Genomic DNA, 20,664 nt, shown 5'->3' with positions numbered 1-20,664 from the left:
ATTACGTTAGTTGACCGGAAAATACTTTCACCTAATTTTAATAACAGATCATCACTAAGGAGATAAAAGGTCATGAGCAAGATTTCTGCTCACCTACCATCATCAATCACTCCCTTTTCAGTTATTAGCCAAATTGCCAGAAGAATCCGGATAGTTCCTTTAGTAATTTTGCTCTTATCTACTGTTCCTGCGTGGTTTGTAACGGAAACGATCGCACAACCTGAGGTGCGAGCTTACACCGCTAGAGTTGACCTGGCAATTGATCGTCTGCCAGATGAAAACTACGAAACCGTTCTCACCAGAGCGGAAGCAGCCGCTAGGGCAGCTGCTCAAAGGAGCTTCGACCAAGATATCTTAGTGACAGATGTTTCAATCATTGTGTCCGTACAAAATTATGGAGCGATCGCACCAGTTCTGACATTAGGAGTCAGTCGTCCACAATGGCGAGCACGCCCCGATGCTCAAAATTGGGCTACTTACTTCAAAACTGCGCGATCGCTACTTTTCTTTGAAAAAGAGCCGACAACCTCTAATCCAGTTCCAGCAGCTAGCAGTCTGCCAACCCCAAAATAGCGGGTTTAGTATTGCTCGACATCCAAAGAAGTCCATAGCTTGCTTCCTGCCGGGTGCGCCGGTATCCCCACTTCAGTCTCAACCGATCAATTCAACTTACTTATTCCTAACTCAACTGTTGTCCTTGGGGTCAGTGGATGGCCTAGAATAAGAAGGTTGTCAAGAATCGCGATACCTGCTGACATGGCTGTTCCTAAGAAGAAAACTTCCAAATCAAAACGAGATAAACGTCGAGCTACCTGGAGGCATAAAGCCGTCGTCGAAGCTCAGAAAGCCCTCTCTCTGGGTAAGTCGATTTTGACTGGACGTTCTACATTTGTATATCCAGCTGCTGAAGAAGAGGAAGAAGAATCATAATTTCCCAGTCAGGAAAAGCATGAACAGCACCGATAGATTTGATTGCCAAAGTCACCAATCAAACTTCTTACTAGTGGATAAACGCTTTTTCTTAGCTTTCCTGATTGCATATCAGAAAAATGCTGAAATCCCCTGAGAAACAGCAACGCAGTTGCGCTTTTCGTACTTCAGGTAAGAGAGTGTCAAGAATCATAGATACTCTATATAAGCTGATTAGAGCGAGAAAAATTGGTAGTGAGTAATTGGGAACATCCATTACCCATTACCGATCATTCATGAGTAATGATCAAGTAATTATATAAAGAGTAAAAAATCTGGTGCTGTTGGCAACTCAGCAAAAAAGCTTATAAATATCTTGAGAAAACTTATTTTTCTCCAACTATGCTAGGAAAATTTTTTCAGAAACCAGGGAAGGAAGAGGGAGAACGTGTCCCTCCAGGTCAACACTTAGCTAAAGGTTTCCCCGTATTAACTTATGGTGCAACTCCCCAAGTTAGCACTGAAGAATGGGAGTTTCGAGTTGGGGGTTTGGCAAAACCTGCTACCTTTAGTTGGTCAGACTTTATGGCGTTGCCTCAACACGAATTCACAGCGGACTTCCACTGTGTGACGCGCTGGTCTAAATTGGATGTCAAATGGACTGGCATTAAAGTGACAGATTTCATGGGTCTGATTGAGCTAGATCCGAAAGTAGCCCACATTATGGAACACTGCTACGGCGGCTACACTACCAATATTTCTATAGAAGATTTTATGCGGGAAGAAAATTTCTTTGCCTTTAAAGTCTTTGGTGAAGACCTTCCATCTGAACACGGTGGCCCGATGCGGCTAGTTGTGCCCCATCTTTACGCTTGGAAAAGTGCTAAGTGGATTAATAGTTTAGAATTTTTAGCGAGTGAAGAACTTGGTTTTTGGGAGCGCAATGGCTATCACCGCCGTGGTGAACCCTGGGCTGAGGAGCGTTACAGCAACGCTTTTGGGTTTTAATAGTTAGGAGTACAGACGCGATTAATCGCGTCTGTACAGGAGTTAGGAGTTATTCAATTTTGGATTTTAAATTTTAAATTTTAGGTTTTTCCTTCAATTCAAAATCTAAAATTGGCAGAGTTAGAAGTTATAAGTTTTTATTTCTCACTCATAATTCCTTACTCATAACTTTTACTTTGAACCCAGAAGTTTCTTGATTAGTGGCAATTTGCTCTCATAAGGAGCGTATCGCCATTTTAAATCCAGCCAGAAAGAGTTTTGCAATACACTTTTATCATGGGAAAAAGTGTCAAAACTAGCTTTGCCGTGATAGTTGCCAATACCGCTATCTCCCACCCCACCAAATGGTAAAGACGAGACACCAACCTGCATCACTGTATCGTTGATACAGACTCCACCAGATGAAGTTTCCTGCAAAACTCGCTTTTGTAGATTTTTGTTTTGAGAAAATAAGTATAACGCCAAGGGTTTAGGTCTAGAGTTAATCAAGGCGATCGCTTCTGAAATGTCAGTATATTCAATGATGGGTAAAATAGGGCCAAAAATTTCTTCCTGCATTACAGAATCTTCTAAGGAGACATTATCAATCACTGTGGGGGCAATATAACGTTCTGAAGGTTGATTTCCTCCACCAATGATAACTTCACCATCTTTGAGAAAGTTAACCAACCTATCAAAGTGTTTTTGACTGATAATCCTGGCATAATCAGGACTATTTGCTGGATTATCCCCATAAAATTCTTTTAGGCATTTTTTCAGCCCATCTATTAAATCTTTTTTGATTTTTTTCTCAACTAAAAGATAGTCAGGGGCTATACAAGTTTGTCCAGCATTAATAAATTTTCCCCAAGTAATACGTCTGACAGTGTGTTCAAGATTAATGTCAGTATCTACAATACAAGGACTTTTACCACCCAATTCTAAAGTAACTGGTGTGAGATATTTGGCCGCTGCTGTCATGATTATTTTGCCGACGGCTGTGCCACCAGTAAAAAAGATATGGTCAAACTTTTCTGCCAATAGTTTTTGACTTGCTTCAACGCCTCCTTCAACTACTGCAATATAAGCTGGGTCAAAATGTTTGGCAATAATTTCAGCGATGATACCGGAGGTATGAGAAGCAATTTCTGAAGGTTTGATAATTGCACAATTCCCGGCTGCGATCGCACCTATTAAAGGTGAGATAATTAAGTTAAATGGATAGTTCCAAGGGCCGATAATTAAAACAACCCCTAACGGTTCTGGATAAATTTTGGCTGAATAGGAAAAAAAATCAAAGGAAACGGCTGCTTTTTTGGGCTTAGTCCAGTTTTTTAGATATTTTATAGCATAATCAATTTCCTTAATTACGCCGATTTCTGTAAGGTAACTCTCCAATTCTGGTTTATGTAAATCTGCTTGTAATGCTTCGACTATTGACTGTTCATGTTCAATAATTGCTTGCTTGAGATTTTTGAGTTGTTCAATGCGAAAAGTGACATCTTTAGTTTTGCCAGTTTGAAAAAACTCTCGTTGATCCTGGATCATATGGCCAACGTTAGATAATTCAGTCGTAATCATACTTTTATCCCTTAAAAAACTATTTATTTAATGTTACCGCTGCTATATCAGCATATTTAATTCACCAAATTTTAGGGTTTGACTTTACAATTGGAATATTTGCTTTAGATTATTGATAGATAGTAGTAAAGTTATAAATTATGAATTATTAGGGTAAAAAATTCGACAATTCATAATTTATAATTGCTAATTTTCTCATGTTTTGGTGGGTAGAAGGACAATAAATACACTACCTTGGCCCAACTCAGAATTAAGCAGAATAATGCCTTGATGTGCCTCGACAATTCGGCGAGCAAGGTACAGTCCTAAGCCACTACCAGAACTCTTGTGGCTGCCTTGGCGAAATCGTTCAAATATGGTGGCTTGTTCTTCAGGGGGAATACCTGGGCCTGTATCCGCTATTTCAATTCTAATGTAGTCAACGGAATTGGATTTTCCAGAGAACTGAGATTGACTACTTTTATCAAACTGGGGTTGAGAAGTAAAACGAATAATAACAGACCCAGAGTCGGTAAATTTGATCGCATTCCCTATAAGATTAGTGAATAGACGATGCAATTCTAAGCGATCGCCCATCATTGTGTTTGTGCTTGACTCCTCAATAACCTCCAAATTTAGGGACAGTGTTTTATCTTGAGCTAGAGGTGCTAATTCTCCAGTCACTTCCTCTAGCAATCTGTCCAAATTAACTGGTTGAAATGCCAAAGTTTTGCGACCTGCTTCAAAGCGATAAACTTCCAATAAGGTATTGACCATAGAAAGCAGGTTGATATTGCTACGGGCCATGATGGCGATTACTTCCTGCATTTGTGCTGATAATGTTCCCAACGCTCCTTGCTGAAATAGCATTAACATGCGATCGGCCGCCACTAAGGGAGTGCGTAAGTCGTGAGTAAGGCGAGAGACAAAATCTTCTCGCTGACGGGCAATTTCATCACGTTCATCCATACTATGCTTCAAACGCAGGAGCGATCGCACTCGTGCCAGCAATTCATCTACTGTTACAGGTTTGCGGATAAAATCATCAGCACCCAAGTCTAAACCGTGGGCGACGTTGGGCGCATCGTGGGCAGTGATCAGCAATATGGGGATGTATTGTGGCAATTTCATCTCTCCACGAATGTGCTTAGTAACTTCGTAGCCGTCCATACCTGGCATCATCAGATCCAGCAGAACCAAGTCACAAGGAGAAGCTTTTAATTCTGCCAAGGCCGAAATCCCGTTTTCTGCGGTGCTAATCGTGTAACCTTCTTCCTCCAAAATAGTTTTGATCAAAAATACGTTATCAGGAGAGTCATCAACAACCAGAATTTTGTCAGAGCGAGAAGATTGTGAAGTCATATAGATACAAGGTATGGGGTAAAAGTAAATTTTTAGGTAAACTGGTTTACTGGTATAGTTTTTTAAATAGTATTTTTAGGTAAACTTCCTCCGAAAAAAAACTGTTTACCAATAAATTTATATAAACGTATTTTCAAAACTACTTTACTTACCTTTTTAACAGATAGCCACAAGCTAATTGAATTATGGCTCGTAAACTTCTAGAACTGAATACAGATAATATCAGTACTATTTTGTTATAAAATATATCAGTATATTGTGTATCAGCTACTAGCAAGTTGTTTAGAGAAAAGTAGAAAATAGTTTTGATTTCGTAAATTGCAAGAATATAGTCAAGTTTGTCAAAATTTCTGCATATTTATCCGACTATGCCAACTTTGCCAGCAGCCAGCAAAAGCGCTAGATTTTTCATCAGCTATCGCAGTCAAGATCCAGACTTGAGCCTTGCCCAGAATTTTTATGAAGCTATTAAAGCTGCTGGACACGAAGCATTCATGGCAGGCGAGAGTATTCGCTTGGGGGAAAAATGGCCCCAGCGTATTGATGAAGAATTAAAACTGTGTGATTACTTTTTGTTGCTGTTGTCTGAGCGATCGGCAACTAGCGAGATGGTGACAGAAGAGGTGAGACAGGCCAAGCAGTTACGGGATGGCAGTGATCAATATAAGCCAATGATTTTGCCTATTCGCATCAATCTTCCTTGGAGTACGCCACTAAATTATGATTTGCGGGGTTATTTACAACAGATTCAGCAGCGAGAGTGGAATTCACCTGCCGATACTCCCAAAATTTTAAAGGAAATTTTTAGTTTAGTGGCAGACGGAGATGTAGAAAGATTGGCAGATAGAGAGATGAGTAATGATTTTTTCCCTTCATTACCCCCTCACCCTCTTAACCTCTCACCACCTCTGCCAGTGGCAGAACCAGAATTACCTGATGGACAAGTGGATTTGGCTTCGGCGTTTTATATTGAACGTCCCCCCATCGAATCTCGCTGCTACGAGACAATTTTGAAGCCAGAATCAGCATCTTTGATTCGGATCAAAGCGCCCCGGCAGATGGGTAAAACCTCACTCATGGCGCGGATTCTTCATCAAGCATCACAACAAGATTATCTAACCGTGCCTTTGAGCTTTCAATTGGCAGATGGAAAGGTTTTTGCAGATTTAGATAAGTTCCTTCAGTGGTTTTGTGCCAGTGTTGGACGGAGGTTGAGGCTACCCAACAAGCTAGCAGATTACTGGGACGATGATATTTATGGCAGTAAGGGTAATTGCACCGCTTATTTCGACGAGTATCTTTTGCCAGAAATCAACCAACCCCTAGCATTGGGATTGGATGAAGTTGATCGTATATTTCAATATCCCGAAATTGCTGCAGACTTTTTTGGGCTGTTACGCGCTTGGCATGAAGATGCTAACAACCGGGATATTTGGAAAAAACTGCAGTTAGTAGTAGTGCATTCCACAGAAGTTTACATTCCAATGGATATGAATCAATCGCCGTTTAATCTAGGCTTAGGGATTGAGTTATCAGAATTTAACGCCCAACAGGTTCTTGATTTGGCACGAAGGCATGGACTCAATTGGAGTTTTACCCAAGTTGAACAACTAATGGCAATGGTGGGAGGACATCCCTATCTTGTACGAGTGGCACTTTATCACATTGCCAGACAGGATATTACGCTCAATCTGCTTTTGCAAACAGCCCCCACAGAAGCTGGCCCTTATAGCGACCATTTACGTCGGCATTTGTGGAATTTAGAACAGCATCCAGAATTAGCTGCTGCGATCAAAAAGGTAGTTGCCAATACTAGCCCAGTTCGGTTGGATTCGATACAATGCTTTAAATTACTCAGCATGGGCTTATTACAACAGCAAGGAAATGATGTAACGCCACGTTGTGATTTATATCGTCAATATTTCCGCGATCGCCTAAGAGTTAGCTGATGAACATAGAACAAAACCCAGCTTATAAATATCAAGTTGGTGGCAGTTTACCAGTTGATGCCCCCAGTTATGTAGTGCGACAAGCAGATATAGATTTGTATGAGACATTGAAGGCTAGAGAATTTTGTTATGTTCTAAATTCACGGCAGATGGGTAAGTCTAGTTTGCGAGTGCAAATTATGCAACGCTTGAAAGCAGAGGGCATTGCTTGTGCTGCGATTGACTTGACTGGAATTGGTAGCCAGAATATTACACCAGATAAATGGTATATAAGTGTATTACGTAGTTTAGTGAGTAGTTTTGAGCTTTCAGAAAAGTTTGATTTACGGAGTTGGTGGCGCGATCAGGATAAGCTTTCTTCGTTACAGCGATTAAGTGAATTTATTGAGCAAATTCTGTTACTTGAAATTTCTCAATCTATTGTTATTTTTATTGATGAAATTGATAGTGTTCTCAGCCTGAATTTTTCGACTGACGACTTCTTTGCTTGGCTCAGGTTCTGCTATAACCAGCGTGTTGATAAACCAGCATACAAACGCCTTACATTTTGTCTGTTGGGAGTAGCTACTCCCTCGGATTTGATTAAAGATAAAAAGCGTACACCGTTTAATATAGGTCAAGCAATTGAATTAAAAGGTTTTGAATTGCATGAAGTCCAGCCTTTAGCTAAGGGATTAGTGGGAAAAGTCAATAATCCACAGGCAGTACTGCAAGAGGTCTTAGATTGGACATCTGGACAACCGTTTCTCACTCAAAAGCTTTGTAAATTTATCCAAACAGGTGATAAGAGTTTGAGGGTACAGGATGTGGTTCAATCACAAACGATTAAAAATTGGGAATCACAAGACGAACCGGAGCATTTGAGGACAATACGCGATCGCATTCTCAGGAATGAGCAACGTGCTGGGCAAATGTTAATACTGTATCAGCAGATTTTACAGCAGGGAGAAATTGTTGGAGATAACAGTCCAGAGCAAATGCAATTACGACTATCGGGATTGGTAGTTGAGCGGCATCGGAAATTAATAGTTTATAATAGGATTTATCAGTTAGTTTTTAGTCAGAGTTGGGTTGATAAAGAATTAGGCAACTTACGCCCCTATGCCGAAGGAATAACAGCCTGGTTAGCCTCTGATTGCAAGGATGAGTCGCGTTTATTGCGAGGTAAGGCTTTGCAAGATGCACTGGAATGGTCAATAGGCAAAAACTTGAGTAATGAGGATCATAAGTTCTTCCGTGCAAGCCAAGCCTCAGCTTGGAAATCAAACAGCTTCATGTTTAAAAATGGAGTAGCTTCTGATATTACGGAACTAATGATATTGTGTGATAACTTTCCTGAAGAAGCAGAATCATATCTATTCAATAGGTATTTAGAACAATGGCTAGTAGCACATTTAGGTAGAACAGATTTAGCAAATATATCAAGTGAAATTATCCATTTTTACCAAGAAGAAAAACGTAAAGGCTTGGAAATGTTTGTCCGAGAGCTTTATAAAAGTGTAGGATATGAACCATATCCAGAAATTTTTGTACAACCAGATAGGGTAGATTTGGGTAAAATACCAGTCGGATATCAAACAATAGTTGAATTACAAGTTGGAAATAATAGACGTGGGTTTGCATGGGGCTACGTAGATATTCAACCTCTACTTCCTGGCATAGTTTGTCTTAAAAATTTTAATTCTTTAAATGATAAAACTATTCAAATAAAGATGGATATGCTTGAGGTAAAACCTGGAAATTACCAATGCTGTATAGTTATTGAACTAGAAGGTATTAGAGAAAATTGCCGTATATATCTACAGTATAGAGTTATAAATAATCAAGTTAGTATTGAACCAAAAAACCTAGATTTTGGAGTGATATCAGACAACATAGTTAATGCAGCATTAAAAATTAATTGTAAAACTCCTAATGGAAAAATTAAGGGAACTGCTTTATCTGAGCAAAATCTAGTCAAAATAGCTCCCTCTCGTTTTGAAGGTACATTTTTAGAATTTTCCTTATCCGTAGATACAAGTTTACTGGCGGACGGTTTATATAATGATAATATTTATTTAAGAACTAATAATGGCGAATATCAAGTACCAGTTGAATTTAGAATACCGATCAGATGGGAGAATATTGCTGGCTTGATTGGGATTTATAGCTTCGTTATAGCACTAGTAATGGGGGCTATACGATTAATATTTGAAATATTAGTAGGAATAAACCAACTATGGATTTTTTCTTATCCAGTTTCCCAAGAAAAAGTTAATTTTTTTTCTTTAACTTGCTCTAGTTTATTTACAGATGAACCCATAAATAATAATATTACTAATTATATAAGTAATATTAACATCTATCTGGCTGTATTTAACTGGTTATCTTTATTTATTATTGTACAATTAATTTTCTCCAAAAATCCGTTACAAATTCTCATAAATCTAATCTTAATTGTGGTGGATGCATTTAATAGATTATTGAATTCTTTTATATTATCTTTGGGTTTGATAAGTTTAATTTTGTTTTTCTTATACAATTTTTATACAATAATTTTTAACCTTTTAAACGACTTTATTTTTTTCAAAATTATTAATTCAATCTTTTTTTTCATGATTGAGGTGTCTGCTTATTCATTCACATGGTTCGGAATCAAGCAACCATCAGTAGGCTGGTTATTATTAGGTTTGTTAATAGGTGGAAGTTTAGGTTTTATTCAAGGAGTGAAAACTATCAAACAGTATTCTATATTTAAAGTAATTAGTTTTGTGCGATTTAGCACTATTGCTATAATTTTAATTGTATTTTTAAGTGGATATTTAGCAACTTTTATTAAAATTGAAAAATTATGCTTTTTTAAAACATGAATTCCAGCATATATTATCTGTGGTTGTTCATGTCCAAATATTACAACTGCTTCTAGGGAAACTTAAATCGACTGAGTGCGCCTGAGTGATCGCATTTATTTCCCAGAGATGAGGTTATCTAAAACTTGCTGGAATTAGACTGGAGAAGGAATTGCGCTCGCACTTATTACACAATTTGCACTGACTGAGTGTTAATTTATGTTAAATTAACCAATCTTACATCATTTGTAAACAATGTTGCATTTAGAGATTTTGCAGTTGCTGCAATTATTGCATCAGGAAGCCTGAGTTTGTATTGTTTGCGAAATGCAATTGTTAAATTTTTAATATTACTATCAATACCAATGATTGTAATTTTATTTAAAAAATCAATAATTTGTGTTTCTTCTTCTAAATTGAGACTCGGATAAGAGAGCAATTCAATCTCAGTAATTACTGAAATCAAATATTGTCCTGATGGTAGTGGATTTACCAAGCGACCACCCAAAAAATACAAGACTACATTTATATCTAAAAAAACCAAAGCTTGTGTCAACACTACTCATCTCTAATTTGCTGCTGATATTCCAAAGGGTCTTGAGTTAGTTGAATTACACCCGCATACTGGTTTAAATTAAACTCTTGTTTTTGTTGTAATTGATGAGCTTCTAATATCTTCTCAATTTGCTGCCAATCTTGATAATCGATCAACACTGCTACCAGACGCATGGCTTCATCAGTCACAATTTTTTTCTTAAAAGGTAGCATTACTTTCAGCTTTAGATACAATGTTCAACTATTTGCTCGTAACTTCAAAACAAAAAATTGATGAGGGCGACTTTACCCTCATCTCAAACCAGCATTGCTCATTCTCCAGAGGCGAGACTATCCAAAAGTTGCTGAAATTCTGCTGTGGAAAAAATAGCGATCGCACTTTTGAGAAGTATTTTGAGTACAGATGGTTCTTCTATCCCATTGATCACTTCGACAATAGAGTTTGGCACTTCTCCAAATCGTGTTTCTAAAACTGTAATGATGCTTTCTCTAGCAGTTTCGACAATACCTTCTTCTTTTTCTAGCCTTTCAATACTAGTTACGTACCGCATTCTATCTGCCTCCTCGTAACTTCTTACTTTTGTTTTAAAACTAAGCGCCAACTCTTTTGGCAAAACCATTATCCAGTCGATAAACCGAAATAATTCCCGAATATCTTCCCGGCTATATCCCCGTTCATACAACCGTCTGACTAGGCTTAGTTTCCACTGTAGCCGATTTTCTGGGTATAGCTCAATGACTTCTTTCCAAAGACTATCGTAATCAGTAAGTTGCTCGGTCATGAATTAAAACAAAAAGTACCTCTGCGCCATTGGTAAAACTGTCGCAGGTTCACAAGTCAGCAACTCACCATCTGCCCTGACTTTATAGGTTTCTGGATCAACTTCAATATGGGGTAGTGCATCATTCAGCTTCATATCCCGCTTACTCAATTGGCGTGTCCCAGAAACTGCAACTGCTGCCTTTTGTAAACCTAGCTGGCTGGGAATTTCTTTCTCTAAAGCTGCTTGCGAAACAAAAGTCAATGATGTGGCATGACGCGCACCTGCAAAACTACCAAACATCGGTCGCATATGCACTGGTTGCGGTGTAGGAATACTGGCGTTGGCATCACCCATTTGCGACCATGCAATCATTCCGCCTTTAATCACTATCTCTGGTTTCACGCCAAAAAATGCCGATCGCCACAAACATAAATCTGCTAATTTTCCCTCTTCCACTGAACCCACATATTGAGCAATTCCATGAGCGATCGCTGGGTTAATAGTATACTTAGCAACATACCTTTTTGCCCTAAAGTTGTCTGCTTTTTGCTCTGTCCCCTGTAAGTAAAGAGTTCCCCGTTGTAGCTTCATTTTGTGAGATGTCTGCCAGGTGCGAATTATCACTTCGCCTACCCTTCCCATTGCCTGGGAGTCGGAAGAAATCATGCTAAATGCACCTAAGTCGTGCAAAATGTCTTCGGCGGCAATGGTTTCTCGGCGGATGCGGGACTCGGCAAAGGCAACATCTTCGGCGATCGCTGGATCAAGATGATGACATACCATCAACATATCCAGGTGTTCGTCTAAGGTGTTGAGGGTGTAAGGACGTGTGGGATTGGTGGAAGATGGTAGAACATTGGCTTGGCTGCAAACTTTGATGATATCTGGTGCGTGTCCTCCGCCTGCGCCTTCAGTGTGGTAAGTGTGGATGGTACGATTCTTGAAAGCAGCGATCGTATCTTCGACAAATCCGGCTTCGTTCAGGGTATCAGTATGAATCGCTACTTGCACATCATATTCATCAGCAACGCTAAGGCAAGTATCAATTGCTGCGGGTGTAGTTCCCCAGTCTTCATGAAGTTTTAACCCCATTGCACCTGCGGCTACTTGTTCTACAAGTCCTTGGGGTTGACTAGTATTTCCTTTGCCCAAAAATCCTAAGTTGACGGGAAAAGCATCAGCGGCTTGCAACATCCGATAAATGTTCCAAGGGCCGGGGGTGCAGGTAGTGGCATTTGTACCTGTGGCGGGGCCAGTGCCGCCGCCAATCATGGTGGTAATCCCAGAAGCGATCGCAACTTCAATCTGTTGGGGACAAATAAAATGAATATGGGCATCAATACCGCCAGCAGTGAGAATCATTCCTTCCCCTGCTAAGGCTTCAGTTCCGGGGCCGATAATAATATCTACATTGTTTTGAACATAAGGATTTCCGGCTTTACCAATTTTGAAAATCTTGCCATCTTTAATCCCGATATCTGCTTTGACAATACCCCACCAATCGAGAATTAAGGCATTAGTAATTACTAAATCAACAGCACCATCGGCGTTAGAAATGGGGGATTGTCCCATCCCGTCTCGGATGACTTTACCACCGCCGAATTTTACTTCGTCACCGTAGGTAGTGAAATCTTGTTCAACTTCAATAAATAATTCTGTATCTGCAAGTCGGATGCGATCGCCTACTGTCGGCCCATAAGTTTCGGCGTAGGCGCGGCGATCCATTCTGTAAGACATAATGCTACTCCTGACGATGGTGTTGATTTGAATATTTTTGAGCAACCTTAGGAAACTAAGATGAAAATTTTGTATAACTTGATATTTTTACGAGCATAGTAAATTTAGGGAAATAAATATTAATGAAATAAAACTGAAGTTAGCAGGAATGAAAAATAGCAAATTGTTAAGTTAAAATCACCTGCTCAATTGGCCGCCTACTTGAAACGGAGAGAGGGGCGTGGAATTCTTTAGAATGTAATTCAAATAATTAATCAATTAAGCTAAATATTGGGTTTGTGAAATTATGCAATTTTCAAACGCAGAGGGAAGCGCAGAGGTACGCGGAGGTTTTTAGAGGTTTCCGTTAATTTTGGCGTTGAAGCCGTAGACTTGGCGAGTACCAACGAGGGGAACTAGAGTTATTTCTTTTTCGTCGCCGGGTTCAAAACGAACTGCGGTTCCAGCAGGGATATCCAGCCGCATTCCTCGCGCTTGTTCTCTGTCAAAATTTAAGGCGGTGTTGACTTCATAAAAGTGATAGTGGGAACCGACTTGTATGGGGCGATCGCCTGTATTTGACACTTGCAATTTTACAGTTGGACGACCAACATTTAGTTCAATTTCACCTGTTGGTGTGATAATTTCCCCAGGAATCATAATAAATGTAAAATTCCAAAATTAACGAATTGGATTATGTACTGTTACTAACTTTGTGCCATCAGGAAAAGTAGCTTCAACCTGCACTTCATGCACCATTTCAGGTATCCCTTCCATGACATCATCCCGCGTTAAGAGAGTTGTACCATAACTCATCAATTCAGCTACAGTTTGCCCATCTCTTGCACCTTCTAAAATGGCAGCAGAAATATAAGCGATCGCTTCGGGATAATTCAGTTTTAAACCTCTTTCTTTACGTCTTTCTGCTAATAAAGCAGCAGTAAAAATTAATAGCTTATCTTTTTCCTGCGGCGTAAGTTGCATTAGTACCTCCTCCTCTGAGTTCTCTGCGCCTCTGTGGTAGCCTGCGGCAAGCCGCTACGCGTCTATGTTCAAACCTGCCACACTCTTGGTATACAATTACCACGATTCAAAAAAGAAACTCGCAGCAGCTGCCAAACATTAATAAACCAGTTTCTCACCTCAGATGTAGAAAAACCGCGATATCGACACAATAATCCATATTGTAAGCTGGTAACACCCGCTTCTCCTTCCCCATTCCATAAATTTCGCGTTTTTTGGACAATTTCTGCTGAAACTGCACCACCAACCCAAACTAGACTACCTACTATTGGTTTTCCAGCCAAGCCGTGGGGACTGTGGAAAATGTCTTCGCTACCCAGTAACCATTGCCGATCAATCCATAAAGGAACGCCTTTTTGCCAAATTTCCGTGTGCGATCGCCATTCCCCTTGCAAGAATTTCTCTCCTCTAGCACTGCGACCAAATCGGGTAATTTCCCAGCTTAACCAACTGGCCCCGGTTGCTAATTCTATCCGTAAATCTTGCCGATAAATCGCACCGTTAAATAAAATTGTCTCTTGCGGCAACCATTCTAAACAAGCACCAGCGTCAACTTGCATTTGGATGGTTTGTCTAGCTTGTAAGCCATTGCTGCGATATATCTTGCTTGCAGCAGCTGTAGTGATTAAGGCTTGGGCTTGGGGTTGGAGGTGGATGTTAGAGGATAAGCGATCGCCTCCCACCATTCCCCCAGCTGTGTGTAAAATGACGCTATGGCAAAGTTTTTCCCCTTCTGGGTAAAATGGGCGTTGTACCTTCAGGGGCGCTTGTTGGTGATTGTAAATTAATTGGGTTTTACCCTGGCGATCGGCATAGACTAAATTAAGTTTGCCATGCCAACCTTCTGCTATTTCTGAGTTGCAAGTCATTTATAAATTTAAGATTAAAGTTCAGATAGCTTATATTTATTTAATGTATTATTTGCGGCTTCCCTTGTAATTTATGATGATTTTTTCGCCAATATTACATAATCATCTAATGCATAGCATGACTGATACTTTTGACCAAAATACTGTTGGACTATTGGATTCATATATAGTTGTTTTGGTAATTTTTCTTTAGCTATCTTAGCAAAATCAGCACCAGAAGAAGGTTTTCTTGAACCTGTTGAAGTGAGATATTTATACCAGATTAATTCTAATCCCAATTCTGCCATAAATTTATCTACTACATTTTTTTCCGACGCTTGATTTTCAATTTGTTGAGCATCATAAATTTTGAATAACTTTTTATCTTGCACAATTAGCAGAACATAACCTGATTCTTTTAAGCTACTGACAAATATTTGCTTGTAAGTATTATTAGCTTCAACCCTCTTGGCTGGATCTGCAAAGAAGCAGTGGGAAATTACGATAAAGTCGAAAAAGTCTTTGGTAGATTATTTGATTGAGTTTCCCAAGTAAAAATATCAGTAGTAACAAAGCGGAAGTAAGCATTCACTGTGGTTAGACGCGACTCTATATATCGTCGCCAAAACTGAAGTCCACGAAACTGGAAAGCATCTTGTTTTTCTAAAGAGTAGTAAGATATGTGCATTTGCGGGATATGAAAAAAACCGCTACTACTTTGGAGAAATAAAGCTAAACCATAAGCAACTGTTCCTGGGCCTGCTGCAATATCAAGGATATTAACCTTACTTGGTAGTAAAGCATCCTGGTAAATGAGAAACCAAGCTAAATATATGCAATATACATTTTCTAAAAAATACTTCATAAAGTAGACATGAGGAGTTAGACTAAAACGGTAGTCTGGGTCTTGTCCAATTTTTAAGTTATTAATATCCTCAAGAGCATCTTCTAGTTTAATAAATAATTGTTTATCAGGAATCTTGCTAAATTCTTCTTTAAGATATTCAACTAGCCTTGATTCAAAATCATCAAATATCCGTTCATCAATACCAGTAGATTGCAGTTTATATTCATCGTGTTGTATTAAATTAAAAATTTTATAGATATATTTAACAAATTCCTCATCTGGCATTAATATGTGATTAGCTTTTTGCTGAGATGCTTCTGTTAGTTGTTTACTTAAAGTTTCTGTTTGTCGTTTGTATTCTTGGGAATAACGTTCAAGTTGGAGTTTATCCCTAAATAGTTTTTCTAACCATGAGAATGTTGCACCTGATTTTTGAATCTCCTGCAATAGTTGGACTGCACGTCGGATATCCCCACGTTTTAAAGATAATTTTAACTGCTGACTTCGCCACCAATTTACGATAGGATTATTCATAACCAAATCCCTCTTTGCCTTCCATAATTTCTACACCTGGAAGCCGAGAAACTAACTTTTCCTTAAATTTCATATAGCTTAATTTCTCATCCTCATACCACCAAGCGTATTTTTGCTTAATTTCTTCAGCTTCTTGGCGAGTTGATGCCATAAGAGAACGACTCTGGCTTGGATGAAAAGCTTGAATTACAACTCTATCAGCGATGGCTAGTTTGTCAATAAAAGCAGCTTCATCAGTTGGTAAAGTAGGAAGTAGAGGGGTAATAGTGATAGAAATTTTGGGAAGAAAACCTTTGAAATAATCAATACTTTGTTTAATTTTAGTGAGAGCATTTAGTCTGGCTTTAATACTGGGCGATCGCGGTTCAAAATCTTTTCTCACTAATTCGCTACCAGTGGGAATGCTCATATTAATTCGCAATCGCTTAAATCGTTGTAAATAATCAATATCTCTAGTAATAATTGGGCTACGAGTTTGAATCACCAAAGTTGGAGTTGGATAACTGTCAATACTCACATCAAGCATTACATCCAATAACCGACGAGTCAGTTGATGTTTCGATTCAAGTGGTTGATAAGGATCAGTAACACTACTCATGTATATACTAGGAGGAATCTGGGGATTCTTTTCATACCATTTTTTTAATTCTTTCGCTAAAATCTCAGCAGCATTTTCCTTAAAAATTACCCATTTACCCCAGTCTTCACGCATTTGAGCATTAGGGGTAAATGCAGCAGCATAGCAATAACTACAACCGTATTGACATCCCCTGTAAGGATTTAGAGTAAAATCATAATCACCAATAAAACCAGTAGCTTTTGTTAAGAGTGATTTAGCATTTTGTGTAAAAACATTGACATCTCCAAACTTTTCTCGGACTAATTTGGTAGGAGTGCATTCGCAATAACCTTCATATTTTGGTTGTGCCATGTGAATCCTAATATTTATTGAAAGTGAATTAACGCACCCTAGTTCTTATAATTCCCATTTTTATTTTTAAATTACTTCACCTAATCCTTTTAAGATAATATCAATTCTATCTGTGGGGTAGCTTGGTCGATATTTTACATAATCCTCCGCTTTGTCAGAAAATCGGTTGAGTGGATTTAAGGTATGTAAGGGGGTTGTTTCAGGATTAATTTGGCTCATGGGTTTTGATGTAAAAGTGGAAATGAACCTGTTAGTTGGGCATATTTTCAGGGAAACATAGAACTGTAGCCCATGAAATGCGTCAATCTACCAGAAATTATGACAGCTAAAGTGATAAGCATTTGCAACCTCAAGGGTGGAGTTGGCAAAACTACCATCGTTATGGCATTAGCGGAATATTTAGCAGGCGATACCATGTGTGGTAAGCGAGTGCTAGTTATTGACCTTGATCCTCAAACTAATTTGACTAGTGCTTTAATGTCTGAAGATGTTTGGGAAAGACAATTTGAAAGTAAAAGATTGACATTACCTTATTTATTTAAAGATCCTGAATATTTTTTAGAAAATATTAAAAGCGAAAATTTTATAGTTAAACAAAACATTTCAAATGTTAGAAATAGAAATTCCTTTGCCCAATTACATCTAATACCTAGTAGCCCAAGGTTATTTGAAATTCAAGGGGAATTGCCATCGGGCTATTATTCTTGTAACTTAAAACCTGTTGAGCTTATTCGTACAATACTCAAACCTTTATTAAATAATTATGACTATATTTTAATAGACTGTGCCCCAAATATCAACACAGTAATTAAAAGTGCCTTCTTAGCTAGTGATGGTTTAATAATACCCTGTGTACTAAACAGAATGTCAATTCATGGATTAGATTTGTTACTTGAACAGATTGAAAAGTTTAATAAATATTATATACATAAATTAAAAACAGTAGGAACTTTGATTTCGCGTTACAACGGAACTAAAGCTCAAACTGAACATTTAAACTCTATTAGTGTGAATCCGTTCTATCCACCAGTTTTTGAAAGCAAAATTTTAGAAAGAGCAAAAATTGCAGAAGGTTTAGAATTGAGTAATTATTTGACATATAAACAAAAATATGATGATTCTCATGATTCTATGGTGAAATTAACTAAAGAATTTATTCAACGAGTAGGTAGATAATGGAAGGATCATAAATTGCAAACTTATTAAGAGCGATCGTAGAAGTTATAGAAGATGCAGCTTTAAAAATAAATCATTTTTATTAGTTCCTTTATTGCTGCTCTAACCAAGCTACCAAATCAGCAATTTTAGAAAAATCAAGCAGTTCTTCTCCCAACTCCTCTAACTGTTCAGCAGATAAACTCTGAACCTGCTCAACTAATGATGCATCAATATCACTAAAGCGCCGTCTAAGCTGACGACTAATCAATTTAAACGCTTCCTTTTGAACGATATCTTGATAAATTACAGACTCTTTCATAATATCCTCCCGTAAAAATTGACGAACCAAATCTTTGTCAAACCGTAAACCTGCTAAAATTTCTACACAACCCGCAATATTTTGTCGCTCCTCCCTATCTGGAATTGTAGCGACTTGTTCAGCCACTTGTGCCAGTAAAGTTTGCGGCGAGTCAGTTCGCGTCAAACTTGCTAAAGGTAACAGCGCCGGATTAACTAAAAATATTGTTGAATCTTGCTCCCAAAGACGAACAACCTGATATTGGTGAATCGTCGTATTGTCCCGATATTCTTCAGTAAAAGCCATTTCGTTAGTAGTTTCCTGCAAAAAGATTAGCACTTGCACTACAGGACAACGGTATTGACGCTTCAACCTCACAGAATAATCGAGCATTCGGAGATTAAGCGCCGGATTAGATTTCGCCAAAGTTTGAAATTCAATGTGCAAAATTTGGTTAGCTGCTTGCAAAAATGTCACAGAATCCGCACGAATTGGTTCAAGGGTGAGTTCCGTTTTTAAGACTTCAATTTGTTGCACCTCTACCCCAAGCAACCAACGCACAAAATCAGCAGGGTACTTTTCAGCTAAATATTTACAAGCGTTGTCGTAACTCACCCTCTTTTTCCTCTCTACGCGATGCCAGCTGCTACAGGGGAACCCGCGCAACGCACTGGCTCTTCTGCGTAACATAAAAAAACAGCCGCCTCCAAAAGGGAAGCAGCTGTTTTCACAAATTATGTAACTACAAAGTATTAGTAATCGAAGTCTCCGCCACCAGCGCCAGCGCCAGCCGGAGCGCCATCCTTAGGCTCAGGCTTGTCAACTATGATACATTCGGTTGTCAACACCATACCAGCGATAGAAGCAGCGTTTTGCAGAGCAGAACGAGTCACTTTAGCAGGGTCAACAATACCAGCAGCTAACAAATCGACGAATTCGTTTGTTGCAGCGTTGTAGCCAACACTAAATTCTTTCTCTTTCACGCGTTCAGCGATTACAGCACCATTCTGACCGGCGTTTTCAGCAATCCGCTTCAGAGGTGCGGGTAAGGCACGAACGACAATTAACGCACCAATCAACTCTTCATCCTTAAGATTTTCCTTCGCCCAAGTTTCCAAATCAGGAGCGAGGTGAGCCAGAGTTGTACCACCGCCAGGAACGATACCTTCTTCCACAGCAGCTTTAGTAGCGTTGATAGCGTCTTCTAGGCGCAGTTTCTTGTCTTTCATTTCGGTTTCGGTGGCTGCACCCACTTTCACCACAGCGACACCACCAGAGAGTTTAGCAAGACGCTCTTGCAGTTTCTCTTTGTCGTAGGAAGATTCGGTTTCGTCGATTTGACGACGAATCTGCTCGACACGAGCCTTAACAGCAGCTTCGTTACCTTCGGCAACAATTGTGGTGCTGTCCTTGGTGATGGTGACGCGGCGAGCTTTACCCAGGCTATCCAGCTTGGTGTTGTCTAGTTTCAGACCAGCATCTTCAGTAACTAGTTGACCACCAGTCAAAACAGCGATGTCTTCTAGCAGTGCTTTGCGGCGATCGCCAAAGCCAGGAGCCTTAACAGCAGCAACGTTGAGTACACCGCGTAAACGGTTTACCACTAAGGTTGCCAAAGCTTCTTTTTCGATATCTTCGGCAATAATCACCAAAGGACGACCAGCACGAGCAACTTGCTCTAAGACTGGTACGAGGTCTTGTACTAGGGCGATTTTCTTATCGGTCAGCAGTAGGAAAGGCTCATCAAAAACCGCTTCCATCCGTTCAGCGTCGGTGGCGAAATAGGGAGAGATGTAGCCTTTGTCAAAGCGCATCCCTTCAGTAATTTCCAACTCGGTGAACATAGATTTCCCTTCTTCTAGGGAAATTACACCTTCCTTGCCCACTTTGTCCATTGCTTGAGCAATCATCTGACCGACTTCTTCGTCATTACCAGCCGAGATCGCACCAACTTGGGCAATGGCTTTGGAATCTTCCACTGGACGGGCGTGTTCAGCAATTTTTTCTACGAGGAAGGCAGTAGCTTTGTCTATACCACGCTTGAGCGAAATCGCGTTAGCACCAGCTGCAACGTTCCGCAAGCCTTCTTTGACGATCGCATGAGCTAAAACGGTGGCAGTTGTGGTGCCATCGCCCGCAGCATCGTTGGTTTTAGAAGCAGCTTGACGAATCAAAGCTACGCCAGTGTTTTCAATGTGGTCTTCTAATTCAATTTCTTTGGCGATCGTTACACCGTCATTGACAATTTGCGGTGCGCCAAATTTCTTTTCTAGAACTACGTTACGACCTTTGGGGCCAAGGGTAACAGCTACAGCCTCAGCCAGGATGTCAATGCCTCGTTCTAGGGCGCGACGGGCGTTTTCGTTGTAGATAATGCGCTTTGCCATAGGTGTCT

General features: G+C 39.5%; 20 protein-coding genes and 1 pseudogene. 6 read left to right on the top strand and 15 right to left on the bottom strand.

Annotation, left to right across the window (positions count from 1 at the left end):
* Positions 1–72: 72 nt before the first annotated feature.
* From V7K48_RS00660 to V7K48_RS00650, 3 genes are all read left to right on the top strand, one after another.
* Positions 73–573: a hypothetical protein gene (locus tag V7K48_RS00660; protein ID WP_335068633.1), complete on the top strand. Its 501-nt coding sequence runs from the start codon at positions 73–75 to the stop codon at positions 571–573.
* 183 nt (positions 574–756) lie between these two features.
* The gene (gene rpmF / locus V7K48_RS00655; protein WP_094328804.1) at positions 757–930 is read left to right on the top strand and encodes a 50S ribosomal protein L32; all 174 of its coding nucleotides are present in this window, start codon (positions 757–759) and stop codon (positions 928–930) included.
* Between the two features lie 381 nt (positions 931–1,311).
* On the top strand, positions 1,312–1,917 hold the full coding sequence (locus tag V7K48_RS00650) for a sulfite oxidase-like oxidoreductase (protein ID WP_335068631.1): 606 nt from the start codon (positions 1,312–1,314) through the stop codon (positions 1,915–1,917).
* 171 nt (positions 1,918–2,088) lie between these two features.
* Here the strand turns inward: V7K48_RS00650 and V7K48_RS00645 are convergent, their stop codons facing one another.
* Positions 2,089–3,477 (bottom strand): aldehyde dehydrogenase, encoded by a 1,389-nt coding sequence (locus V7K48_RS00645; RefSeq protein WP_335068628.1) that lies wholly within the window; start codon positions 3,475–3,477, stop codon positions 2,089–2,091.
* Positions 3,478–3,672: 195 nt separating this feature from the next.
* Positions 3,673–4,818, bottom strand: a complete 1,146-nt coding sequence (locus tag V7K48_RS00640; protein ID WP_335068626.1) for a hybrid sensor histidine kinase/response regulator — start codon at positions 4,816–4,818, stop codon at positions 3,673–3,675.
* Positions 4,819–5,186: 368 nt separating this feature from the next.
* Between V7K48_RS00640 and V7K48_RS00635 the strand changes: the two genes are divergently transcribed.
* Together V7K48_RS00635 and V7K48_RS00630 are read left to right on the top strand one after the other, a co-directional pair.
* Positions 5,187–6,767, top strand: coding sequence for an AAA-like domain-containing protein (locus V7K48_RS00635; RefSeq protein ID WP_335068624.1), 1,581 nt, complete (start codon positions 5,187–5,189; stop codon positions 6,765–6,767).
* Positions 6,767–9,616, top strand: a complete 2,850-nt coding sequence (locus tag V7K48_RS00630; protein ID WP_335068622.1) for an AAA-like domain-containing protein — start codon at positions 6,767–6,769, stop codon at positions 9,614–9,616. Before V7K48_RS00635 ends, V7K48_RS00630 begins: the two co-directional genes overlap by 1 nt.
* A 196-nt stretch (positions 9,617–9,812) precedes the next feature.
* Here the strand turns inward: V7K48_RS00630 and V7K48_RS00625 are convergent, their stop codons facing one another.
* From V7K48_RS00625 to V7K48_RS00575, 11 genes and pseudogenes are all read right to left on the bottom strand, one after another.
* On the bottom strand, positions 9,813–10,154 hold the full coding sequence (locus V7K48_RS00625; protein WP_335068620.1) for a type II toxin-antitoxin system VapC family toxin: 342 nt from the start codon (positions 10,152–10,154) through the stop codon (positions 9,813–9,815).
* Positions 10,154–10,363 (bottom strand): hypothetical protein, encoded by a 210-nt coding sequence (locus V7K48_RS00620; protein ID WP_335068618.1) that lies wholly within the window; start codon positions 10,361–10,363, stop codon positions 10,154–10,156. The genes V7K48_RS00625 and V7K48_RS00620 overlap by 1 nt, the downstream gene beginning before the upstream one ends.
* A gap of 98 nt (positions 10,364–10,461) precedes the next feature.
* On the bottom strand, positions 10,462–10,932 hold the full coding sequence (locus V7K48_RS00615) for a hypothetical protein (protein WP_335068616.1): 471 nt from the start codon (positions 10,930–10,932) through the stop codon (positions 10,462–10,464).
* Positions 10,933–10,935: 3 nt separating this feature from the next.
* Complete coding sequence (gene ureC, locus V7K48_RS00610) at positions 10,936–12,651, bottom strand: urease subunit alpha (protein ID WP_335068614.1); 1,716 nt, start codon at positions 12,649–12,651, stop codon at positions 10,936–10,938.
* 333 nt (positions 12,652–12,984) lie between these two features.
* On the bottom strand, positions 12,985–13,290 hold the full coding sequence (locus tag V7K48_RS00605; RefSeq protein ID WP_335068612.1) for an urease subunit beta: 306 nt from the start codon (positions 13,288–13,290) through the stop codon (positions 12,985–12,987).
* A gap of 21 nt (positions 13,291–13,311) precedes the next feature.
* On the bottom strand, positions 13,312–13,614 hold the full coding sequence (gene ureA, locus V7K48_RS00600; protein WP_094348604.1) for an urease subunit gamma: 303 nt from the start codon (positions 13,612–13,614) through the stop codon (positions 13,312–13,314).
* 68 nt (positions 13,615–13,682) lie between these two features.
* A complete protein-coding gene (locus tag V7K48_RS00595; protein WP_335068609.1) occupies positions 13,683–14,522 on the bottom strand; it encodes an urease accessory protein UreD in 840 nt (279 codons plus the stop codon).
* 71 nt (positions 14,523–14,593) lie between these two features.
* A complete protein-coding gene (locus tag V7K48_RS00590; RefSeq protein ID WP_335068607.1) occupies positions 14,594–14,893 on the bottom strand; it encodes a hypothetical protein in 300 nt (99 codons plus the stop codon).
* Positions 14,894–15,000: 107 nt separating this feature from the next.
* Entirely contained in the window at positions 15,001–15,882 is an 882-nt protein-coding gene (locus V7K48_RS00585) for a hypothetical protein (RefSeq protein WP_335068605.1), read from the bottom strand.
* On the bottom strand, positions 15,875–16,813 hold the full coding sequence (locus V7K48_RS00580; protein WP_335068603.1) for an SPL family radical SAM protein: 939 nt from the start codon (positions 16,811–16,813) through the stop codon (positions 15,875–15,877). The genes V7K48_RS00585 and V7K48_RS00580 overlap by 8 nt, the downstream gene beginning before the upstream one ends.
* 81 nt (positions 16,814–16,894) lie before the next feature.
* A pseudogene (locus tag V7K48_RS00575) lies at positions 16,895–17,032 on the bottom strand (class I SAM-dependent methyltransferase); the annotation flags it as partial.
* A gap of 99 nt (positions 17,033–17,131) precedes the next feature.
* Here V7K48_RS00575 and V7K48_RS00570 point away from each other — a divergent pair.
* Entirely contained in the window at positions 17,132–17,989 is an 858-nt protein-coding gene (locus V7K48_RS00570) for a ParA family protein (protein ID WP_335068601.1), read from the top strand.
* Positions 17,990–18,080: 91 nt separating this feature from the next.
* On the opposite strand, the gene V7K48_RS00565 is transcribed toward V7K48_RS00570, so the two are convergent.
* Positions 18,081–18,884 (bottom strand): DUF4351 domain-containing protein, encoded by an 804-nt coding sequence (locus V7K48_RS00565; RefSeq protein WP_335068599.1) that lies wholly within the window; start codon positions 18,882–18,884, stop codon positions 18,081–18,083.
* Positions 18,885–19,021: 137 nt separating this feature from the next.
* Complete coding sequence (gene groL / locus V7K48_RS00560; protein WP_335068597.1) at positions 19,022–20,656, bottom strand: chaperonin GroEL; 1,635 nt, start codon at positions 20,654–20,656, stop codon at positions 19,022–19,024.
* Positions 20,657–20,664: the final 8 nt, after the last annotated feature.

Source organism: Nostoc sp. (assembly GCF_036919615.1).
Lineage (GTDB): Bacteria > Cyanobacteriota > Cyanobacteriia > Cyanobacteriales > Nostocaceae > Nostoc.
Note: the sequence above shows the minus strand (reverse complement) of the source record. Positions and strands in the feature narration are given on the sequence as shown.